The 15,960-nt window shown below is 61.4% G+C and carries 15 protein-coding genes; 10 read left to right on the top strand and 5 right to left on the bottom strand.

The features are described from left to right. Positions 1-36 precede the first annotated feature (36 nt). The 3 genes from AC0R79_RS29160 to AC0R79_RS29150 all read right to left on the bottom strand — a co-directional run bounded on the left by AC0R79_RS29160 (position 37) and on the right by AC0R79_RS29150 (position 2,637). Complete coding sequence (locus AC0R79_RS29160; RefSeq protein WP_007951791.1) at positions 37-354, bottom strand: DUF2388 domain-containing protein; 318 nt, start codon at positions 352-354, stop codon at positions 37-39. A 69-nt stretch (positions 355-423) separates the two neighbouring features. Further along, positions 424-2,208: a type IV pilus assembly ATPase TfpB gene (gene tfpB, locus AC0R79_RS29155; protein WP_474732616.1), complete on the bottom strand. Its 1,785-nt coding sequence runs from the start codon at positions 2,206-2,208 to the stop codon at positions 424-426. A 90-nt stretch (positions 2,209-2,298) separates the two neighbouring features. Next, positions 2,299-2,637 (bottom strand): hypothetical protein, encoded by a 339-nt coding sequence (locus AC0R79_RS29150; protein ID WP_375744385.1) that lies wholly within the window; start codon positions 2,635-2,637, stop codon positions 2,299-2,301. Positions 2,638-2,763: 126 nt separating this feature from the next. Between AC0R79_RS29150 and AC0R79_RS29145 the strand changes: the two genes are divergently transcribed. Then, complete coding sequence (locus tag AC0R79_RS29145; protein ID WP_007951785.1) at positions 2,764-3,234, top strand: Lrp/AsnC family transcriptional regulator; 471 nt, start codon at positions 2,764-2,766, stop codon at positions 3,232-3,234. Between the two features lie 150 nt (positions 3,235-3,384). Here the strand turns inward: AC0R79_RS29145 and AC0R79_RS29140 are convergent, their stop codons facing one another. Continuing rightward, positions 3,385-4,755, bottom strand: coding sequence for a CYTH domain-containing protein (locus AC0R79_RS29140; RefSeq protein WP_474732615.1), 1,371 nt, complete (start codon positions 4,753-4,755; stop codon positions 3,385-3,387). Between the two features lie 156 nt (positions 4,756-4,911). Here AC0R79_RS29140 and argE point away from each other — a divergent pair, with 156 nt between their 5' ends. Both argE and argA read left to right on the top strand, forming a co-directional pair. After that, on the top strand, positions 4,912-6,060 hold the full coding sequence (gene argE, locus AC0R79_RS29135; protein ID WP_127800526.1) for an acetylornithine deacetylase: 1,149 nt from the start codon (positions 4,912-4,914) through the stop codon (positions 6,058-6,060). A gap of 135 nt (positions 6,061-6,195) precedes the next feature. Then, positions 6,196-7,494 carry an amino-acid N-acetyltransferase gene (gene argA, locus AC0R79_RS29130; RefSeq protein WP_007951778.1) on the top strand — a complete coding sequence of 433 codons (1,299 nt, stop codon included), beginning with the start codon at positions 6,196-6,198 and terminating at the stop codon, positions 7,492-7,494. 39 nt (positions 7,495-7,533) lie between these two features. On the opposite strand, the gene tauA is transcribed toward argA, so the two are convergent. Further along, positions 7,534-8,523, bottom strand: a complete 990-nt coding sequence (tauA, locus tag AC0R79_RS29125; protein ID WP_127800522.1) for a taurine ABC transporter substrate-binding protein — start codon at positions 8,521-8,523, stop codon at positions 7,534-7,536. A gap of 365 nt (positions 8,524-8,888) precedes the next feature. Between tauA and AC0R79_RS29120 the strand changes: the two genes are divergently transcribed. The 7 genes from AC0R79_RS29120 to ssuB all read left to right on the top strand — a co-directional run bounded on the left by AC0R79_RS29120 (position 8,889) and on the right by ssuB (position 15,940). Further along, positions 8,889-10,232, top strand: coding sequence for an OprD family porin (locus AC0R79_RS29120; protein ID WP_127800520.1), 1,344 nt, complete (start codon positions 8,889-8,891; stop codon positions 10,230-10,232). A 307-nt stretch (positions 10,233-10,539) separates the two neighbouring features. Further along, positions 10,540-11,178, top strand: coding sequence for a peroxiredoxin (locus tag AC0R79_RS29115; RefSeq protein WP_007951774.1), 639 nt, complete (start codon positions 10,540-10,542; stop codon positions 11,176-11,178). Positions 11,179-11,507: 329 nt separating this feature from the next. After that, a complete protein-coding gene (gene ssuE, locus AC0R79_RS29110; RefSeq protein WP_127800518.1) occupies positions 11,508-12,101 on the top strand; it encodes an NADPH-dependent FMN reductase in 594 nt (197 codons plus the stop codon). 89 nt (positions 12,102-12,190) lie between these two features. After that, a complete protein-coding gene (locus AC0R79_RS29105; RefSeq protein WP_007953529.1) occupies positions 12,191-13,171 on the top strand; it encodes a sulfonate ABC transporter substrate-binding protein in 981 nt (326 codons plus the stop codon). A 25-nt stretch (positions 13,172-13,196) separates the two neighbouring features. Next, positions 13,197-14,345 (top strand): FMNH2-dependent alkanesulfonate monooxygenase, encoded by a 1,149-nt coding sequence (gene ssuD / locus AC0R79_RS29100; protein ID WP_474732614.1) that lies wholly within the window; start codon positions 13,197-13,199, stop codon positions 14,343-14,345. A 9-nt stretch (positions 14,346-14,354) separates the two neighbouring features. Beyond that, positions 14,355-15,137: an aliphatic sulfonate ABC transporter permease SsuC gene (ssuC, locus tag AC0R79_RS29095; RefSeq protein WP_474732613.1), complete on the top strand. Its 783-nt coding sequence runs from the start codon at positions 14,355-14,357 to the stop codon at positions 15,135-15,137. Continuing rightward, on the top strand, positions 15,134-15,940 hold the full coding sequence (gene ssuB, locus AC0R79_RS29090; RefSeq protein WP_375744374.1) for an aliphatic sulfonates ABC transporter ATP-binding protein: 807 nt from the start codon (positions 15,134-15,136) through the stop codon (positions 15,938-15,940). The genes ssuC and ssuB overlap by 4 nt, the downstream gene beginning before the upstream one ends. Positions 15,941-15,960 lie beyond the last annotated feature (20 nt).

Genomic DNA, 15,960 nt, shown 5'->3' with positions numbered 1-15,960 from the left:
CGCTCATATGAGCGGCATTTTTGTCTGTCCGGAAGGTTATTCCGACGCCACGGCGTTCTTCGCCAGGATCGCGTTCGCCAGTTCCATGTCCGTTGCCTGCAGGCCCGGGTTGTCGGCGCGGACTTTCTGCATCGCGGCTTCCAGGTACGGGCCACGGATGCCGCCGTCGCTGGCGACGAAGCTGCCGGCATCGTCCTGGGCGGCAACGATCAGTTTGTGATCCTTGAAGGTCAGGTAGGTCGAGCCGGTGGTCGCACCGGACGAAATGACGTTACGCCAAAAGCTGTCGGCCATTGCCGAACCGACGGGCAGAGACAGCAGGGCAAGGGTGGCGACAGCAAGTTTGAGACGCATGTTGGGTGACTCCACTGGTGTTGAATAACCGGTTGGATCGCCGTTTCCCCGATCCGGTTCCGTGAGCGGCTATTTCTGCTCGCTCTGTGGTGTCACCCGCAACACTTCCTCAAGGTTTGTCAGCCCGGCCGCGACTTTCTGCGCGCCGGACAATCGCAGGCTGCGCATGCCTTCCTTGAACGCCTGCCGGCGGATTGCGGTGAGATCGGTGTCGGGGCTGATCAAGGCCTTGAGGCTGTCGCTCAGTTGCATGATTTCATAGACCCCGGCGCGGCCGTGATAACCGGTGTCGCGGCACTCCAGGCAACCGATGGCCCGTTGCGCATTGCCCGGCAGCGGCGCCTGCCACGGCCGGGTCAGGGTTTGCCAGTCTTCTTCATCAAGGGTCAGCGGCGCCTTGCAGTGCGGGCACAGTGTTCGCACCAGTCGTTGCGCCATCACACCGAGCACGGTGGCCTTTATCAGGTAATGCGGCACGCCGAGTTCCAGCAGACGGCTGATGGCGCTCGGCGCGTCGTTGGTGTGCAGGGTCGAGAGCACCAGGTGCCCGGTCAGCGCGGCTTGAATCGCCATTTCGGCGGTTTCCAGGTCGCGGATCTCGCCGATCATGATGATGTCCGGGTCTTGCCGCATCAGCGCTCGCACGCCGGCGGCGAACGTCAGGTCGATGTTGTGCTGGACCTGCATCTGGTTGAAGGCCGGCTCGACCATCTCGATCGGGTCCTCGATGGTGCAGAGGTTGACCTCGGGCGTCGCCAGTTTTTTCAGCGTGGTGTACAGCGTGGTGGTCTTGCCGGAACCGGTCGGGCCGGTGACCAGGATGATGCCGTTGGGCTGACGGGTCATGTCCTGCCAGCGCCGCAGGTCGTCGGCGGAAAACCCCAGCTGATCGAAATCCTTGAGCAGCACTTCCGGGTCGAAGATCCGCATCACCATTTTTTCGCCGAACGCAGTGGGCAGGGTCGACAGCCGCAGTTCGACCTCTCCGCCGTCCGGAGTCTTGGTCTTGACCCGGCCGTCCTGGGGTTTGCGCTTCTCGGCGACGTTCATCCGGCCAAGGCTTTTCAGGCGACTGACGATGGCCATCGTCACCTGCGGCGGAAATTGATAGACGTTGTGCAGCACGCCGTCGATGCGAAAACGCACCGTGCCTTGCTCGCGCCGGGGCTCGATGTGGATATCGCTGGCGCGTTGCTGGAAGGCGTACTGGAACAGCCAGTCGACGATGTTGACGATGTGCGCGTCGTTGGCGTCGGGCTCCTGATCGCTGGCGCCGAGGTTGAGCAGTTGTTCGAAGTTGCCGAGGTTGCCGCCCTGCGCATCGGCATTGCTGGCGCCGCTGACCGATTTGGCGAGGCGGAAGAATTCGACGCTGAAACGCTGAATGTCTGCGGGATTGGCCACCACCCGTTTGATCGGCAGTTTCAGGACGTGAGTCAGATCCGCCTCCCAGCCGCTGACATAGGGCTGGGCGCTGGCCACAGTCACCGCGTCGCGGTCGACCGACACCGCGAGAATCTTGTGGCGCTGGGCGAAGGCATAGGACATCAGCGGCGTGATGGCGGCGACGTTGATCTTCAGCGGATCGATCCGCAGGTACGGCTGGCCGGCCTGCTGCGCCAGCCACAGGGTCAGGCTTTCCAGGTCGAGGTGTTTGCCCGGACGGCTGAGGTCGTCCAGTTGCTGGCTGGCGATAAATTCCAGCGGGTGTTTCTGGCCGTGGGCGGCATGCCGACGCCGGGCATTCAGCGCCTGCTCGGCCGAGTCCTGGCAGATGAAACCCTGGGCGACCAGTTCACGCAGTACCTCATTGAGATCCAGCCAGCGGTCCTGAGTGGCGAGTTGAACGGACATGCGGGCTCCTTTTGAACGACAGTGCGCAAAGGATAGTCGTGGCCCCGCCGACCGTTGGGCCACTACCCGACGGAGACGTTTCGGTTCTTGTCAGCCGGCCGCCTGCGCCGGCGCATCCCACGCTGCGTCGGGGTTTTGCAGGTTCACCGAGCAGACGCTGATCAGGTTACGAAGTTTTTCCGCGATCACCTGGGCGCGGTGCCAGCTCAGGCCGCTCATGACGATGTCGATCGACAGCAGATCGTCCAGGCGCTGGACATTGACCTGTTCCGGCGTGAGGAACTGCAAGGCGAACAGGTTCAGCACCCGCACCAGCAAATCCGGCTCGGCCTCGGCCAGGATCTGGTACTGCGCAAGGCAATGGGCGTTGCTGGCGTTCCACACATCGGCACGGGGCGCAGGGGTGTTGACGGCTTCGAGGTGTGGCATGGCAGGTCTCCGGAATCAGTGGAGGAATTTTTACATCCGATGCCGGGCATTTCTTGTCTAAGATGAGCTGATCAGGCGATTGTTAAGGTTGATCAATTCGCCATTAGCTTATTTTGGGGATTATTTATGCATAGCGAGCTGGACAGCTACGACCGGCGCATTCTCGCCCTGCTGCAAGAGGACGCTTCCTTGTCCAGCGCACAGATTGCCGAACAGGTGGGGCTGTCGCAGTCGCCGTGCTGGCGGCGGATTCAGCGGATGAAGGAGGAGGGGATCATTCGTGGCCAGGTGACTTTGCTCGATCGCAAGAAGATCGGCCTGAACACGCAGATCTTCGCCGAGATCAAACTCAACGCACACGGTCGTTCGAACTTCACTGAGTTCACCGAGGCGATTCGCGGCTTTCCCGAAGTGCTGGAGTGTTACGTGCTGATGGGGGCGGTGGATTTTCTGTTGCGGATTGTCGCGGCGGACATCGAGGCGTATGAGCGGTTCTTCTTCGAGAAGCTGTCGCTGGTGCCGGGGATTCAGGAAGTGAACTCGATTGTGGCGCTGTCGGAGATCAAGTCGACGACGAGCCTGCCGGTACTGCGCTGATTTGATGATCGTTCCCACGCTCCGCGTGGGAATGCAGCCCGGGACGCTCCGCGTCCCAAAGCGGACGCAGAGCGTCCATTGAGGCATTCCCACGCAGACGGTTCGACGCCTCGACGTGGGAACGATCACAGTCTGCTGGCGATGGCGGTGTTACATGCGCAGCAGCATTTTCCATGCGCGGTTCTGGTACACCGCAATCGCCTGATGCTTGCGTGCATCGAGCAGTTCGTCGGTGATGGTCGGCTCGTTGGCCAGCTGCGCCAATTTGTTCAGCTCGCCGTACAGACGATCCATTTCCGGGATTTCCAGCACGTTGCGCGCGTGGTGCAGCCAGACCTGGATGCGTTCCATGCGCGGCAGTTGCTCGGCCAGATCTTCCGGCTGCTGCTGATAACGCTGCAGTTGCAGCGAAGTGGCTTCTTCGCCCAGCAGGCGCGGCAGCCAGCTTTGCAACTGCGCGGCACCCTGGCGATTGCCACGGGTGTTGCGGTCAGCCGTCCAGGTGCGAGCCAGCAACCAGCGCGAAGCGTTCAGCGAGAACAGGCCCCAGCGCGGGTCTTCCAGCTCTTCGAGGAACTGCTCCGGCGCGGCTTTGCGCACGTCTTCGTCTTCGATGCCAACCTGCACCAGCGGGCGCCAGTCTTCCAGCAGGGCATCGAGGGCAACGCGCAAGTCGTGAGTCGACGGACGCGGCGCGGCCTGGCCGAGGCTGCTCAGCAGGGCGCGCATTTCCGCGAGGTTCTCGACCCAGTCCTGCAGCAGGCGCCAGTGGCCGTTGAAGCGATACTGTTCGGCCAGACGTTGGCTGCTGCCGAGCAAGTGCCAGGCCAGGGCGGCGAAGGCGTCGTCCAGCGGGGTTTCAGCAGTGATGGCCGGCGCCGGCAGGCTCAGCGAGTAACTGTTGGCGTCGTACAGACGGTAGCCGCGCTCGGCCTTGCTGATGTCGCACGGCATCAGGGCCAGGGTTTCGGCCAGCTCGGCGGCCAGTTCCAGCAGCGCGGCAGGTTCGCCTTCGCGCAGTTCCAGTTCCAGCTCGCAGATTTCTTCTTTCTGCTTGCCGACCACCACGTGGCCCAGGTCCAGCGCGGCTTCGATGACCACTTTGGTCTTGCCACGGCCCCAGGCGATTTCGGCGCGCTCGCGGACGAAATCGGTGGTGAAGATCGGCTTCAGGGTTTTTTTGTCCAGCTCGGCGAGGGACTCGGGCCAGCATTCGCCGTCGAGTTTCTTCACGTCGAGCTTGGCTTTGGGCAGGTTCCAGTCGTACTCGTTACGCTCGGACAGGCCGGCAACGCTCTGGCCACGGGTCTTGAGGGTCTGAATCACGTCTTCGCCGTCCTTGCGCAGGCGCAGGGCAACCTTGGCCCGGGCCAGGTCACGCTCGGGCGTGTCGAAGTACTGATTCATCAACTCACGGCGTTCCCAGCCACTTTTGTTGCGTTTTTTCAGGAGAGGGTGCTCGCGCAGGGCGGCGAGGGTTTCGCGGCTGACGCGGAGTTTGATTTCGGTTTCTTTCTGCATGGCCGGAAAATCCAGGATCGGAAGCGCAGCCGGGGGAATGTGTGGCTGCCAAGGCCGTGCAGTGTACAGGACTGAACCTTCCTACGCTTTGCGGCGGTTTATTCTCGGCGCCGGATGGTTCTATGATGAACCTCAATCCGGGAGTTGGAGTCAGCGATGCCTTTGCCGTCCATGCAAGACCAGTTCGCTGCACTGATCGCCGCGCCGTCGGTCAGTTGCACCCAGCCACGGCTCGATCAGTCCAACCGGGCTGTGATCGATCTGCTTGCGGGCTGGCTCGGCGACCTCGGTTTCAGCTGCGATATCCAGCAGGTCAGCCCCGGAAAATTCAACCTGCTTGCCAGTTTTGGCAGCGGCCCCGGCGGGCTGGTGCTGGCCGGGCACAGCGACACGGTGCCGTACGACGATGCGCTGTGGAAAACCGATCCGCTGAAACTCACCGAAGTCGATGGCCGCTGGGTCGGCCTCGGCAGTTGCGACATGAAGGGCTTTTTCGCCCTGATCATCGAAGCCGTGCAACCGCTGCTCGACCAGCCGTTCAAGCAACCGCTGCTGATCCTCGCCACCTGCGATGAAGAAAGCTCGATGTCCGGTGCCCGTGCGCTGGCCGAAGCGGGGCGACCGCTGGGCCGGGCGGCGGTGATCGGCGAGCCGACCGGGCTCAAGCCGATCCGCATGCACAAGGGCATCATGATGGAGCGCATCGATATCCTCGGGCAGAGCGGCCATTCGTCGGATCCGCGCCTGGGGCACAGCGCCCTCGAAGCGATGCACGATGCCATAGGCGAACTGCGCGGCTTGCGCCTGTTGTGGCAGCGTGAATTCAACAACCCTCAGTTCAGCGTGCCGCAGCCGACCATGAACTTTGGCTGCATCCACGGTGGCGACAACCCCAACCGCATCTGCGGCCAGTGTTCGCTGGAGTTCGACCTGCGGCCGTTGCCGGGAATGGACCCCAAGCTCTTGCGCAGCGAGATTCTGCGCAGGCTCAACCCGGTCGCCGAACGCCATCAGGTGAAGATCGATTACGCGCCGCTGTTTCCCGAAGTGCCGCCGTTCGAGCAGGCCGAAGACGCGGAGTTGGTGCGAATTGCCGAAAAACTCACCGGCCACACGGCCGAAGCGGTAGCGTTCGGCACCGAAGCGCCTTATCTTCAGCGCCTTGGCTGCGAAACCATCGTGCTCGGCCCTGGCGACATCGCCTGTGCGCACCAGCCGGACGAGTACCTCGAAATGTCACGTTTGCAGCCTACCGTGCATCTATTGCGGCAGTTGATCGAACATTACTGTCTCAAAGCTGTATAAATTGCCCAAACACCCACCCGTATTCATGAGGAGAGCGCGCGTGTCGCCAAGCCTGTTCCGACGATAACCATCAGCCCGCTGTGCGTTTTCCGTTTCGCCCCTTTTCCGGCTGCTATTTATTACAGGCCCAGGTTCATGCCCGAATACGTCAATTGGCTTCGCCACGCGTCTCCCTATATCAATGCTCACCGCGATTGCACCTTCGTCGTCATGCTTCCGGGCGACGGCGTGGAGCATCCGAATTTCGGCAACATCGTCCATGACATCGTGTTGCTGCACAGCCTCGGCGTGCGGCTGGTGCTGGTGCATGGTTCCCGTCCGCAGATCGAAACCCGCCTTGCCGCCCGCGGCCTGACCCCGCATTACCACCACGGCATGCGCATCACCGATGCCGCGACGCTGGAATGCGTGATCGACGCGGTCGGCCAGCTGCGCATTGCCATCGAGGCACGGTTGTCGATGGACATGGCCTCGTCGCCGATGCAGGGCTCGCGTCTGCGGGTGGCCAGCGGCAACCTCGTGACGGCGCGGCCGATCGGCGTGCTGGAAGGTGTCGACTATCACCACACCGGCGAAGTGCGCCGGGTCGACCGCAAAGGCATCAACCGCCTGCTCGACGAGCGCTCCATCGTGCTGCTGTCGCCGCTGGGTTATTCGCCGACCGGCGAGATCTTCAACCTCGCCTGCGAAGACGTCGCCACCCGCGCCGCCATTGATCTGGGCGCCGACAAGCTGCTGCTGTTCGGTGCCGACCTCGGTCTGATCGACGAAAACGGCAAACTGGTTCGCGAGCTGCGCCCGCAACAGGTGCCGGCGCATTTGCAGCGTCTGGGCAGCAACTATCAGGCGGAACTGCTGGATGCCGCCGCCGAAGCCTGCCGTGGCGGCGTGGCGCGCAGCCATATCGTCAGTTATGCCGAGGACGGCGCGCTGCTGACCGAACTGTTCACCCGTGACGGTGGCGGCACGCTGGTGGCCCAGGAGCAATTCGAACTGGTGCGCGAGGCGGCGATTGAAGACGTCGGCGGCTTGCTCGATCTGATCAGTCCGCTGGAGGAGCAGGGGATTCTGGTGCGCCGTTCCCGCGAAGTGCTGGAACGTGAAATCGAGCAGTTCAGCGTGGTCGAGCGTGAAGGGATGATCATCGCCTGTGCGGCGCTGTATCAGATTGCCGATTCGGATGCCGGCGAGCTGGCGTGCCTGGCGGTGAATCCTGAGTATCGCCATGGCGGTCGCGGCGACGAACTGCTCGAGCGCATCGAGACCCGTGCCCGGGCGCAGGGCCTGAAAACCCTGTTCGTCCTTACCACCCGTACCGCCCACTGGTTCCGTGAGCGCGGTTTCGAGCCGAGCAGCGTCGAGCGCCTGCCGGCGGCGCGGGCTTCCCTCTATAACTATCAGCGCAATTCGAAGATCTTCGAAAAGTCTCTGTGATATGCGATTGCCCCCACGCGATGCGTGGGGGCAATTGTTTTACTCCGCTACAAACTTCGCACTGACATAAGGCGAGTAGTCAGGCAAAACGCTTTCGACCTTGCCCTGTTCCTTCAAGAACTTCGCCGTCTCACCAATCGCCTTCGCCGTGCCGCCGTCCAGCAGCGCTGTGGTCTGTTGCGCCTTGGCGTCCGGGAAGGCCGAACCGGCAAGCAATTCCGGAACGTCGGCAGCATTGGCACCGGTCAGTTTGGCGATTTTCTGTACAGGTACGGAATCGGCTGTCCAGCTGTCTTTATGGGCGGCGTAATCAGCGAACGAGTCCAGAGTCACCTTGGCGAATTTGGCCACGACTTCAGGATGCTTCTCGGCAAAGTCCTTGCGCGCTACCCAGACTTCGAAAGTCGGCGCGCCCCACTGGCCGACCTGCGCGGCATCGGTCAGGGTCTTGCCGGTCTTGCGGATTTCGCCCAGCGCCGGCGACCAGACAAAGGCGCCGTCGATGTCGCCACGTTTCCAGGCGGCCGCGATTTCAGCGGGTTGCAGGTTCACTACTTTGACTTTCGTGGTGTCCAGGCCCCAGTGCTTGAGCGCACCGAGCAGGCTGTAATGGGAGGTGGAAACGAACGGGGTGGCGATGGTCTTGCCGATCAGGTCTTCGGGCTTGTTGATACCGCTGCCGTTACGCACCACCAAGGCTTCGGCGGCATTGATCTGCGCCGAGACGATGAAGGCAACGATCGGCAGATTGCGCGAGGCGGCGGCCGCCAGCGGGCTGGAGCCGAGGTTGCCGATCTGCACGTCGCCGGAGGCAATGGCTGTCACAACTTCCGGGCCGCTGTTGAACCGGCGCCAGTCGATCTTCTCGCCGATGGTCTTCTCGTAGATGCCGTCGGCCTGGGGGACTTTGCTCGGGTCGATACCGGTCTGGTAGCCCACGGTGAGGTTGGCGGCATGGGCTGAAAAAGAAATCAGCGCCGACACACAAACTGTAACAAATTGACTAGATAGTGCGCGTTTGGCCATCATGGCGTCGCCTTTTTGATAGGGATTGACGAATCGGGGTTGCGTCAAAGCTAATCGATCTAAAAAAAGGCTAACAAATACCATTTAGTAATGAGCTTAGTCGCCGATACGCTGTATCCCGGTGAAGATGGCAATTGGCTGGCCATATAGCCGAATGGTATGAAAAAGAATGAATAAATTCTTTTTGGGTTTATCAGGAAGTCTTTACCCTGCAGGGACCAAATAACTGCGATTAGACCTTGGTCGTAGACACACAAGGTTACGATTGACTTGTCAGTCACGGTCTGGCGCTAATCGCGCATCTTAGGATCCAGGGGCATCAGACCCCGGACCAGGAACACAAGAATTAGAAACGAGAGGAGCGAAACATGAACAAGTCCACCTTGGCCCTGGCCGTGGCCGTAGGGGTTTTGGCGCAGCAGGCAGGCGCCGCAGGTTTCATCGAAGACAGCAAGGCCACCTTGGGGCTGCGTAACTTCTACATCAACACTGACAACCGCGATGGCACTGGCCCGAACAAGAACGAAGAGTGGGGCCAAGGCTTCGATCTGCGTTTCATCTCCGGCTACACCCAAGGCACTGTGGGCTTCGGTATCGACGCCATCGGCCTGCTGGGCGTGCGTCTGGATTCGGGCGGCGGCACCAACGGCAACAGCGGCACCGCTTACGGCGGCACTGTGTTCCCGAGCGAGTCCAACGGTAAAGCCGTAGACAACTTCTCCAGCCTGGGTCTGACTGCCAAAGCCAAGATCTCCCAGACTGAACTGAAGCTGGGTACCCTGCAGCCGAAGAACCCGGTCATCGTGACCAACGACGGTCGTCTGCTGCCACAAACCTGGCAGGGCGGCCAGATCACTTCCGGCGAAATCAAGGACCTGACTCTGGTCGGTGGTCAGATCGAAGCCGTGAAAGGCCGTAACTCCAGCAACAACGAAAACTTGTCCATCAGCGGTGCAAACACCCGTGGTACTGGCTTCCGTGACAGCAACAAGTTCATCTACGCCGGTGGTGACTACAAGATCACCAAAGACCTGACTGCCCAGTACTACTACGGCAACCTGGAAGACTTCTACAAGCAGCACTTCCTGGGTCTGGTACACAACTGGGCCATCGGCCCGGGCGTATTGAAGTCTGACTTCCGTTACTTCAACAGCTCCGACGACGGCAAGAACGGCACTGATCCTGCGTACTTCAGCACCGGTAACTACACCGGCGTGCGCAACGGTCGTGGCGAAGTCGACAACAACCTGTACAGCGGCCTGTTCCTGTACACCGTTGAAGGTCACACCTTCGGTGGCGGTTACCAGGTTTCCAACGGCAGCTCCGACTTCCCTTGGCTGAACCAGGGCGACGGTTCGTCGAACTACACCATCACCGACATGCAGATCCAGAAGTTCGGCCGTGCCGGCGAGAAAACCTGGCAAGCTCGCTACTCCTATGACTTCGCCAAAGTCGGTATCCCTGGCCTGACCGCTGGTGTGGTTTACCTGAAAGGCGACAGCATCGACACCGTTGGCACCAACGGCCGCGAAAACGCTTCGGATCGTTCCGAGTGGGAACGCGACCTGACCATCGGTTACGTCGTACCGGAAGGTCCGTTCAAGAACGTCGGCCTGATGTGGAAAAACGCTGTATGGCGCACCGACCTGCCGAACACCCGTTCGCAGGACGAAAACCGCCTGATCGTCAGCTACTCGATCCCGCTGCTGTAATAGCGCGCTCCTGCACTGATGTAAAAAACCGATGTAAAAAAGCCCCGTCCGGCATCGCGCCGGACGGGGCTTTTGCGTTTTCGGGTCCGGCTCACCCCCGTAAGCCTTTCCCGATGTTCCCCTCTTTACAGCAACTCAAGGCCTTCTCGAACCTTGAGGGCGATGTTCGTCGCGATGCTGCGGGGCGTCCAGTGAACAGATGTTTAATATTCAATAAAGATATAAATATCTAGTTATTTATTCTTTTTCAGAAGATCGAATCCCGAGCTACAGTTGAGGTCTCCAACCACTCATCAGGAGCCGCACCATGAGCCTCAGACTTGGCGATATCGCCCCCGATTTCGAACAGGATTCCAGCGCCGGCAAGATTCGTTTCCACGAATGGCTGGGCGATAGCTGGGGCGTGCTGTTTTCCCACCCGGCGGACTTCACCCCGGTCTGCACCACCGAGCTGGGCTTCACCGCCAAGCTCAAGGACGAGTTCACCCAACGTGGCGTGAAAGCCATTGCGCTGTCGGTCGACCCGGTGGACTCGCACCACAAGTGGATCGAGGACATCAACGAAACCCAGAACACCATCGTCAACTTCCCGATCCTGGCCGATGCCGATCGCAAGGTGTCCGATCTTTACGATCTGATCCACCCGAACGCCAACGACACCCTGACCGTGCGTTCGCTGTTCGTGATCGATCCGAACAAGAAGATCCGCCTGACCATCACCTACCCGGCGAGCACCGGGCGCAACTTCCACGAGATCCTGCGGGTGATCGATTCGCTGCAGCTCACCGACAATTACAAGGTGGCAACCCCGGCCAACTGGCAGGACGGTGAAGAAGTGGTGATCGTGCCGTCGCTCAAGGACGAAGACGAAATCAAACAACGCTTTCCGAAGGGCTATCGCGCGGTGAAACCGTACCTGCGCCTCACCCCACAGCCGAACAAATAACCTACCTCGGATCGTTCCCACGCTCCGCGTGGGAATGAATACATGGACGCTCCGCGTCCACTGTGACGCAGAGCGTCACGGGCGGCATTCCCACGCGGAGCGTGGGAACGATCAGTCAGGGAGCGATCAGTACGAACCACGATGCAGGGTTTCAGGCCGTTTTCACGGCCTGTTTTTTTGCCCGCAGGAAAGGGAAATGCATATCTCCATAAAGAATAACCAAATGAATAAATATGATTTATGGATATATGAATCAGCTGGTAAGGTCACTGACATCGAAGCGAGATCGCAACCCGCGAATCGCCTGTAACGCGCAAGGAATCGTCTGAATGCTGGTCGTCTCACTCGGTGGCAGTCCCAGTCAACGTTCCCGCTCCGGGGTGTTGCTGGAACGCTCGCAACGCTGGTTGCAGCAGCAAGGGGTGGAAGTGGTGAGTTATCAGGTGCGGGACTTCCCGGCCGAAGACCTGCTCCACGCCCGCTTCGACAGCCCGAAGGTGCTCGACCTGCTGCAACAGATTGAAAACGCCGATGGCCTGCTGATCGCCACGCCGGTTTACAAGGCGTCATTTTCCGGCGCCCTGAAGACCGTGCTGGATCTGCTGCCCGAGCGTGCGTTGAACCACAAGATTGTTCTGCCGATGGCTACCGGCGGCAGCATCGCCCACATGTTGGTGGTCGATTACGCCCTCAAGCCTGTGCTGTCGGCGTTGAAGGCCCAGGAAATGCTGCAAGGGATTTTTGCCGAGGACAGCCAGATCGCCTATGGCGAAGGCAGTGCCCAGGCGCAGTTTGCGCCGGCGCTGGAGCAGCGGCTGCATGAAGCGCTGGACCAGTTTGTCAGCGCCATGGCCCGCCGGCCCAAGCCGCTGGAGCCGGGGCTGTTGAACGAACGTTTGTTGAGTGCTCGCTGGAGCATTTGAGCCACACCGAATCTTGAAGTACTCACCTTACTCAGCCGCCAACGGCCAAGCAGGTGCAGCCAAAACCCAACAGCAAAAAGGAGAGCGCTATGCGCACTGTATTTTTGCGTCGTGGTCTGGTCGCTCTGTTTGCTGCGGCTGTGTCCTTCGGCGCCATCACTCAAGCTCAAGCCGAAACCCTGCGTATCGGTTATCAGAAGTACGGCACGCTGGTGCTGCTCAAAGCCAAGGGCACTCTGGAAAAACGCCTCGCCGCCCAAGGCGTCGACGTGCAATGGACTGAATTCCCCGGCGGCCCGCAGTTGCTGGAAGGCCTGAACGTCGGCTCGATCGACTTCGGTGTCACCGGCGAAACCCCGCCGGTCTTCGCCCAGGCGGCCGGTGCCGATCTGCTCTACGTGGCTTACGAGCCACCAGCGCCGAACAGCGAAGCGATCCTTGTGCCGAAAGATTCGCCGATCAAATCGGTGGCGGATCTCAAGGGCAAGAAAGTCGCCCTGAACAAAGGCTCCAACGTTCACTACCTGCTGGTGCGTGCGCTGGAAGACGCCGGCCTCAAGTACACCGACATTCAAACCGTATTCCTGCCGCCGGCCGATGCCCGCGCCGCGTTCGAACGTGGCAGCGTCGACGCCTGGGTCATCTGGGATCCGTACCAGGCCGCCGCCGAGAAACAGCTGCAAGCGCACACCCTGCGTGACGGCAAAGGCATCGTCGACAACCACCAGTTCTACCTGGCGACCAAACCCTACGCACAGAAAAATCCCGAGGTGATCAAGACCCTCGTGGAAGAAGTGCGCGCCGTCGGCGAGTGGTCCAAGGCCAACCCGGAAGACGTGACCCAACAGGTGTCGCCGCTGCTCGGCCTGCCGGCAGACATCACCCTGACCTCGGTGAAGCGCCAAGGCTACGGCGCGCTGTTCCTGACCCCGGAAGTGGTCGCCGCACAACAGAAAATCGCCGACACCTTCTACCAGCTCAAGCTGATCCCCAAGCCGTTGAGCATCAAGGACGTGATCTGGACCCCACCGGCTGCTGTGGCCCAAAGCTCGGTCACCCAAGCCCAGTAAATCGAATCCCCAAGGAGACCACTCCATGAGCCTCAACATCTTCTGGTTCCTGCCTACCCACGGCGACGGCCATTACCTTGGCACCGCCGAAGGCGCCCGCGCCGTCGACCACGGCTATCTGCAACAGGTCGCGCAAGCGGCGGATCGTCTGGGCTTTGGCGGCGTGCTGATTCCCACCGGCCGTTCCTGCGAGGACTCGTGGCTGGTGGCGGCATCGCTGATCCCGGTGACCCAGCGTCTGAAATTCCTTGTCGCCCTGCGCCCCGGGATCATTTCCCCGACGGTGGCGGCGCGTCAGGCCGCGACGCTGGATCGATTGTCCGGTGGTCGTGCGCTGTTCAACCTGGTGACCGGTGGCGATCCGGAAGAGTTGGCCGGCGACGGTCTGTTCCTCGATCACGAAGCGCGCTATCAGGCCTCGGTGGAATTCACCCGGATCTGGCGCCGCGTGCTGGAAGGCGAAACCGTGGATTACGACGGCGAGCACATCAGCGTGAAGGGCGCCAAATTGCTTTATCCGCCGATCCAGCAACCGCGTCCGCCGCTGTATTTCGGTGGTTCGTCGGAAGCGGCGCAGGATCTGGCCGCCGAACAAGTGGAAATGGTCCTGACCTGGGGCGAGCCGCCCGCAGCCGTTGCCGAGAAGATCGAACAGGTTCGCGCTAAAGCGGCCAAGCTCGGCCGCACCGTGCGCTTCGGCATTCGTCTGCATGTGATCGTGCGGGAAACCAACGCCGAAGCCTGGCAAGCGGCAGATCGCCTGATTTCGCATCTGGATGACGACACCATCAAATGTGCCCAGGCATCGCTGGCGCGGTTCGATTCGGTTGGCCAGCAACGCATGGCCGCGCTGCACGGTGGCAGCCGCGACAACCTCGAAGTCAGCCCGAACCTGTGGGCCGGCGTCGGCCTGGTGCGCGGCGGTGCCGGGACGGCGCTGGTCGGCGACGGCCCGACCGTGGCGGCGCGCGTGAAGGAATACGCGGATCTGGGCATCGATACCTTCATCTTCTCCGGTTATCCACACCTCGAAGAATCGTATCGGGTGGCTGAATTGCTGTTCCCGCACCTCGACGTCGAGCGTCCGGAACTGCCGAAAAGCGCCGGTTACGTCAGCCCGTTCGGCGAGATGGTGGCCAACGACATTCTTCCCAAAGCCGCGTCCCAGAGCTGAGGCGCTGCCATGAAGAAATTTATCCACAGCCTCGCGCCCTGGGCGTTGCCGGTGTTGTTGCTGGTGGTGTGGCAGCTGTCGGTGTCGGCAGGCTGGTTGTCGACGCGGATTCTGCCGGCGCCGGTGGCGGTGATCGAAGCCGGTGTGAGCCTGGTGCGCAGCGGCGAAATCTGGACACACCTGGCGATCAGCGGCTGGCGCGCCGCGCTGGGCTTCACCATCGGTGGCAGCATCGGCCTGGTGCTGGGTTTCATCACCGGCCTGTCGAAGTGGGGCGAACGCCTGCTCGACAGCTCGGTGCAGATGATCCGCAACGTGCCGCACCTGGCGCTGATTCCGCTGGTGATCCTGTGGTTCGGCATCGATGAGTCGGCGAAGATTTTCCTGGTGGCATTGGGCACGCTGTTCCCGATCTACCTCAACACCTATCACGGCATTCGCAACGTCGACCCGGCGCTGGTGGAAATGGCCCGCAGTTATGGCCTGTCCGGTTTCAGCCTGTTCTGGCAGGTGATTCTGCCGGGCGCGCTGCCTTCGATTCTGGTCGGCGTGCGCTTCGCCCTGGGCTTCATGTGGCTGACGCTGATCGTGGCGGAAACCATCTCCGCGAGCTCCGGCATCGGTTACCTGGCGATGAACGCCCGCGAGTTCCTGCAGACCGACGTGGTGGTGCTGGCGATTCTGATGTACGCGGTGCTCGGCAAGCTGGCCGACCTCGCGGCTCGTGGACTTGAACGTGTGTGGCTGCGTTGGCATCCGGCGTATCAAGTGGCGAAAGGAGGTGCGGCATGACCGCTCAACAACCTCCACGCCTGCTGCGCGGGATTCCGCTGGCAGTGCGCAACCTGCAAAAGACTTTCGGCTCGCGCCAGGTACTGCGTGACATCGACCTGCACATTCCGGCAGGGCAGTTTGTTGCCGTGGTCGGGCGCAGCGGATGCGGCAAGAGCACATTTCTGCGCTTGCTTGCCGGCCTCGATCAACCCACTGGCGGCGATTTGCTCGCCGGTGCCGCACCGCTCAGCGATGCGCGGGATGACACCCGGTTGATGTTCCAGGAAGCGCGACTGCTGCCGTGGAAGAAGATCATCGACAACGTCGGTCTCGGCCTCAAGGGCAACTGGCGTCCGCAAGCCTTGCAGGCGCTGGATGCAGTCGGCCTCGCCGATCGCGCCAATGAATGGCCGGCGGCATTGTCCGGTGGGCAGAAGCAGCGCGTGGCGCTGGCCCGGGCGCTGATTCATCAACCGCGTCTGTTGCTGCTCGACGAGCCGCTGGGCGCACTGGATGCGCTGACTCGGATCGAGATGCAGCAACTGATCGAACGTCTCTGGCAACAGCATGGTTTCACCGTGTTGCTGGTGACCCACGACGTCAGCGAAGCGGTGGCGATTGCCGACCGGGTGATTCTGATCGAGGACGGCGAAGTCGGCCTCGACCTGCAAGTGGAGCTGCCGCGTCCTCGGGTGCGTGGCTCCCATCGCCTGGCGGCGCTGGAAACCGAAGTGCTCAACCGTGTGTTGTCCCTGCCCGGCGAGCCGCCGGCGCCGGAACCCGTTTCACCCTTGCCTACGCAACTGCGTTGGGCTCAATAACTCAAGCAAACGACAGGAAT

This window comes from Pseudomonas sp. HD57-3 (assembly GCF_056113135.1).
The sequence above is the reverse complement of the archived record's forward strand: the minus strand, read 5'-3'. Positions and strand labels throughout refer to the sequence as shown.

Excerpts from the sequence above, each read along its gene's own strand:
- tfpB (WP_474732616.1), bottom strand. The coding sequence starts at position 2,208 with ATGTCCGTTCAACTCGCCACTCAGGACCGCTGGCTGGATCTCAATGAG.
- argA (WP_007951778.1), top strand. The coding sequence starts at position 6,196 with ATGCCCGAATACGTCAATTGGCTTCGCCACGCGTCTCCCTATATCAAT.
- AC0R79_RS29160 (WP_007951791.1), bottom strand. The coding sequence starts at position 354 with ATGCGTCTCAAACTTGCTGTCGCCACCCTTGCCCTGCTGTCTCTGCCC.
- AC0R79_RS29145 (WP_007951785.1), top strand. The coding sequence starts at position 2,764 with ATGCATAGCGAGCTGGACAGCTACGACCGGCGCATTCTCGCCCTGCTG.
- tauA (WP_127800522.1), bottom strand. The coding sequence starts at position 8,523 with ATGATGGCCAAACGCGCACTATCTAGTCAATTTGTTACAGTTTGTGTG.
- AC0R79_RS29140 (WP_474732615.1), bottom strand. The coding sequence starts at position 4,755 with ATGCAGAAAGAAACCGAAATCAAACTCCGCGTCAGCCGCGAAACCCTC.
- AC0R79_RS29150 (WP_375744385.1), bottom strand. The coding sequence starts at position 2,637 with ATGCCACACCTCGAAGCCGTCAACACCCCTGCGCCCCGTGCCGATGTG.
- AC0R79_RS29120 (WP_127800520.1), top strand. The coding sequence starts at position 8,889 with ATGAACAAGTCCACCTTGGCCCTGGCCGTGGCCGTAGGGGTTTTGGCG.
- ssuE (WP_127800518.1), top strand. The coding sequence starts at position 11,508 with ATGCTGGTCGTCTCACTCGGTGGCAGTCCCAGTCAACGTTCCCGCTCC.
- AC0R79_RS29115 (WP_007951774.1), top strand. The coding sequence starts at position 10,540 with ATGAGCCTCAGACTTGGCGATATCGCCCCCGATTTCGAACAGGATTCC.
- ssuC (WP_474732613.1), top strand. The coding sequence starts at position 14,355 with ATGAAGAAATTTATCCACAGCCTCGCGCCCTGGGCGTTGCCGGTGTTG.
- ssuB (WP_375744374.1), top strand. The coding sequence starts at position 15,134 with ATGACCGCTCAACAACCTCCACGCCTGCTGCGCGGGATTCCGCTGGCA.
- AC0R79_RS29105 (WP_007953529.1), top strand. The coding sequence starts at position 12,191 with ATGCGCACTGTATTTTTGCGTCGTGGTCTGGTCGCTCTGTTTGCTGCG.
- ssuD (WP_474732614.1), top strand. The coding sequence starts at position 13,197 with ATGAGCCTCAACATCTTCTGGTTCCTGCCTACCCACGGCGACGGCCAT.
- argE (WP_127800526.1), top strand. The coding sequence starts at position 4,912 with ATGCCTTTGCCGTCCATGCAAGACCAGTTCGCTGCACTGATCGCCGCG.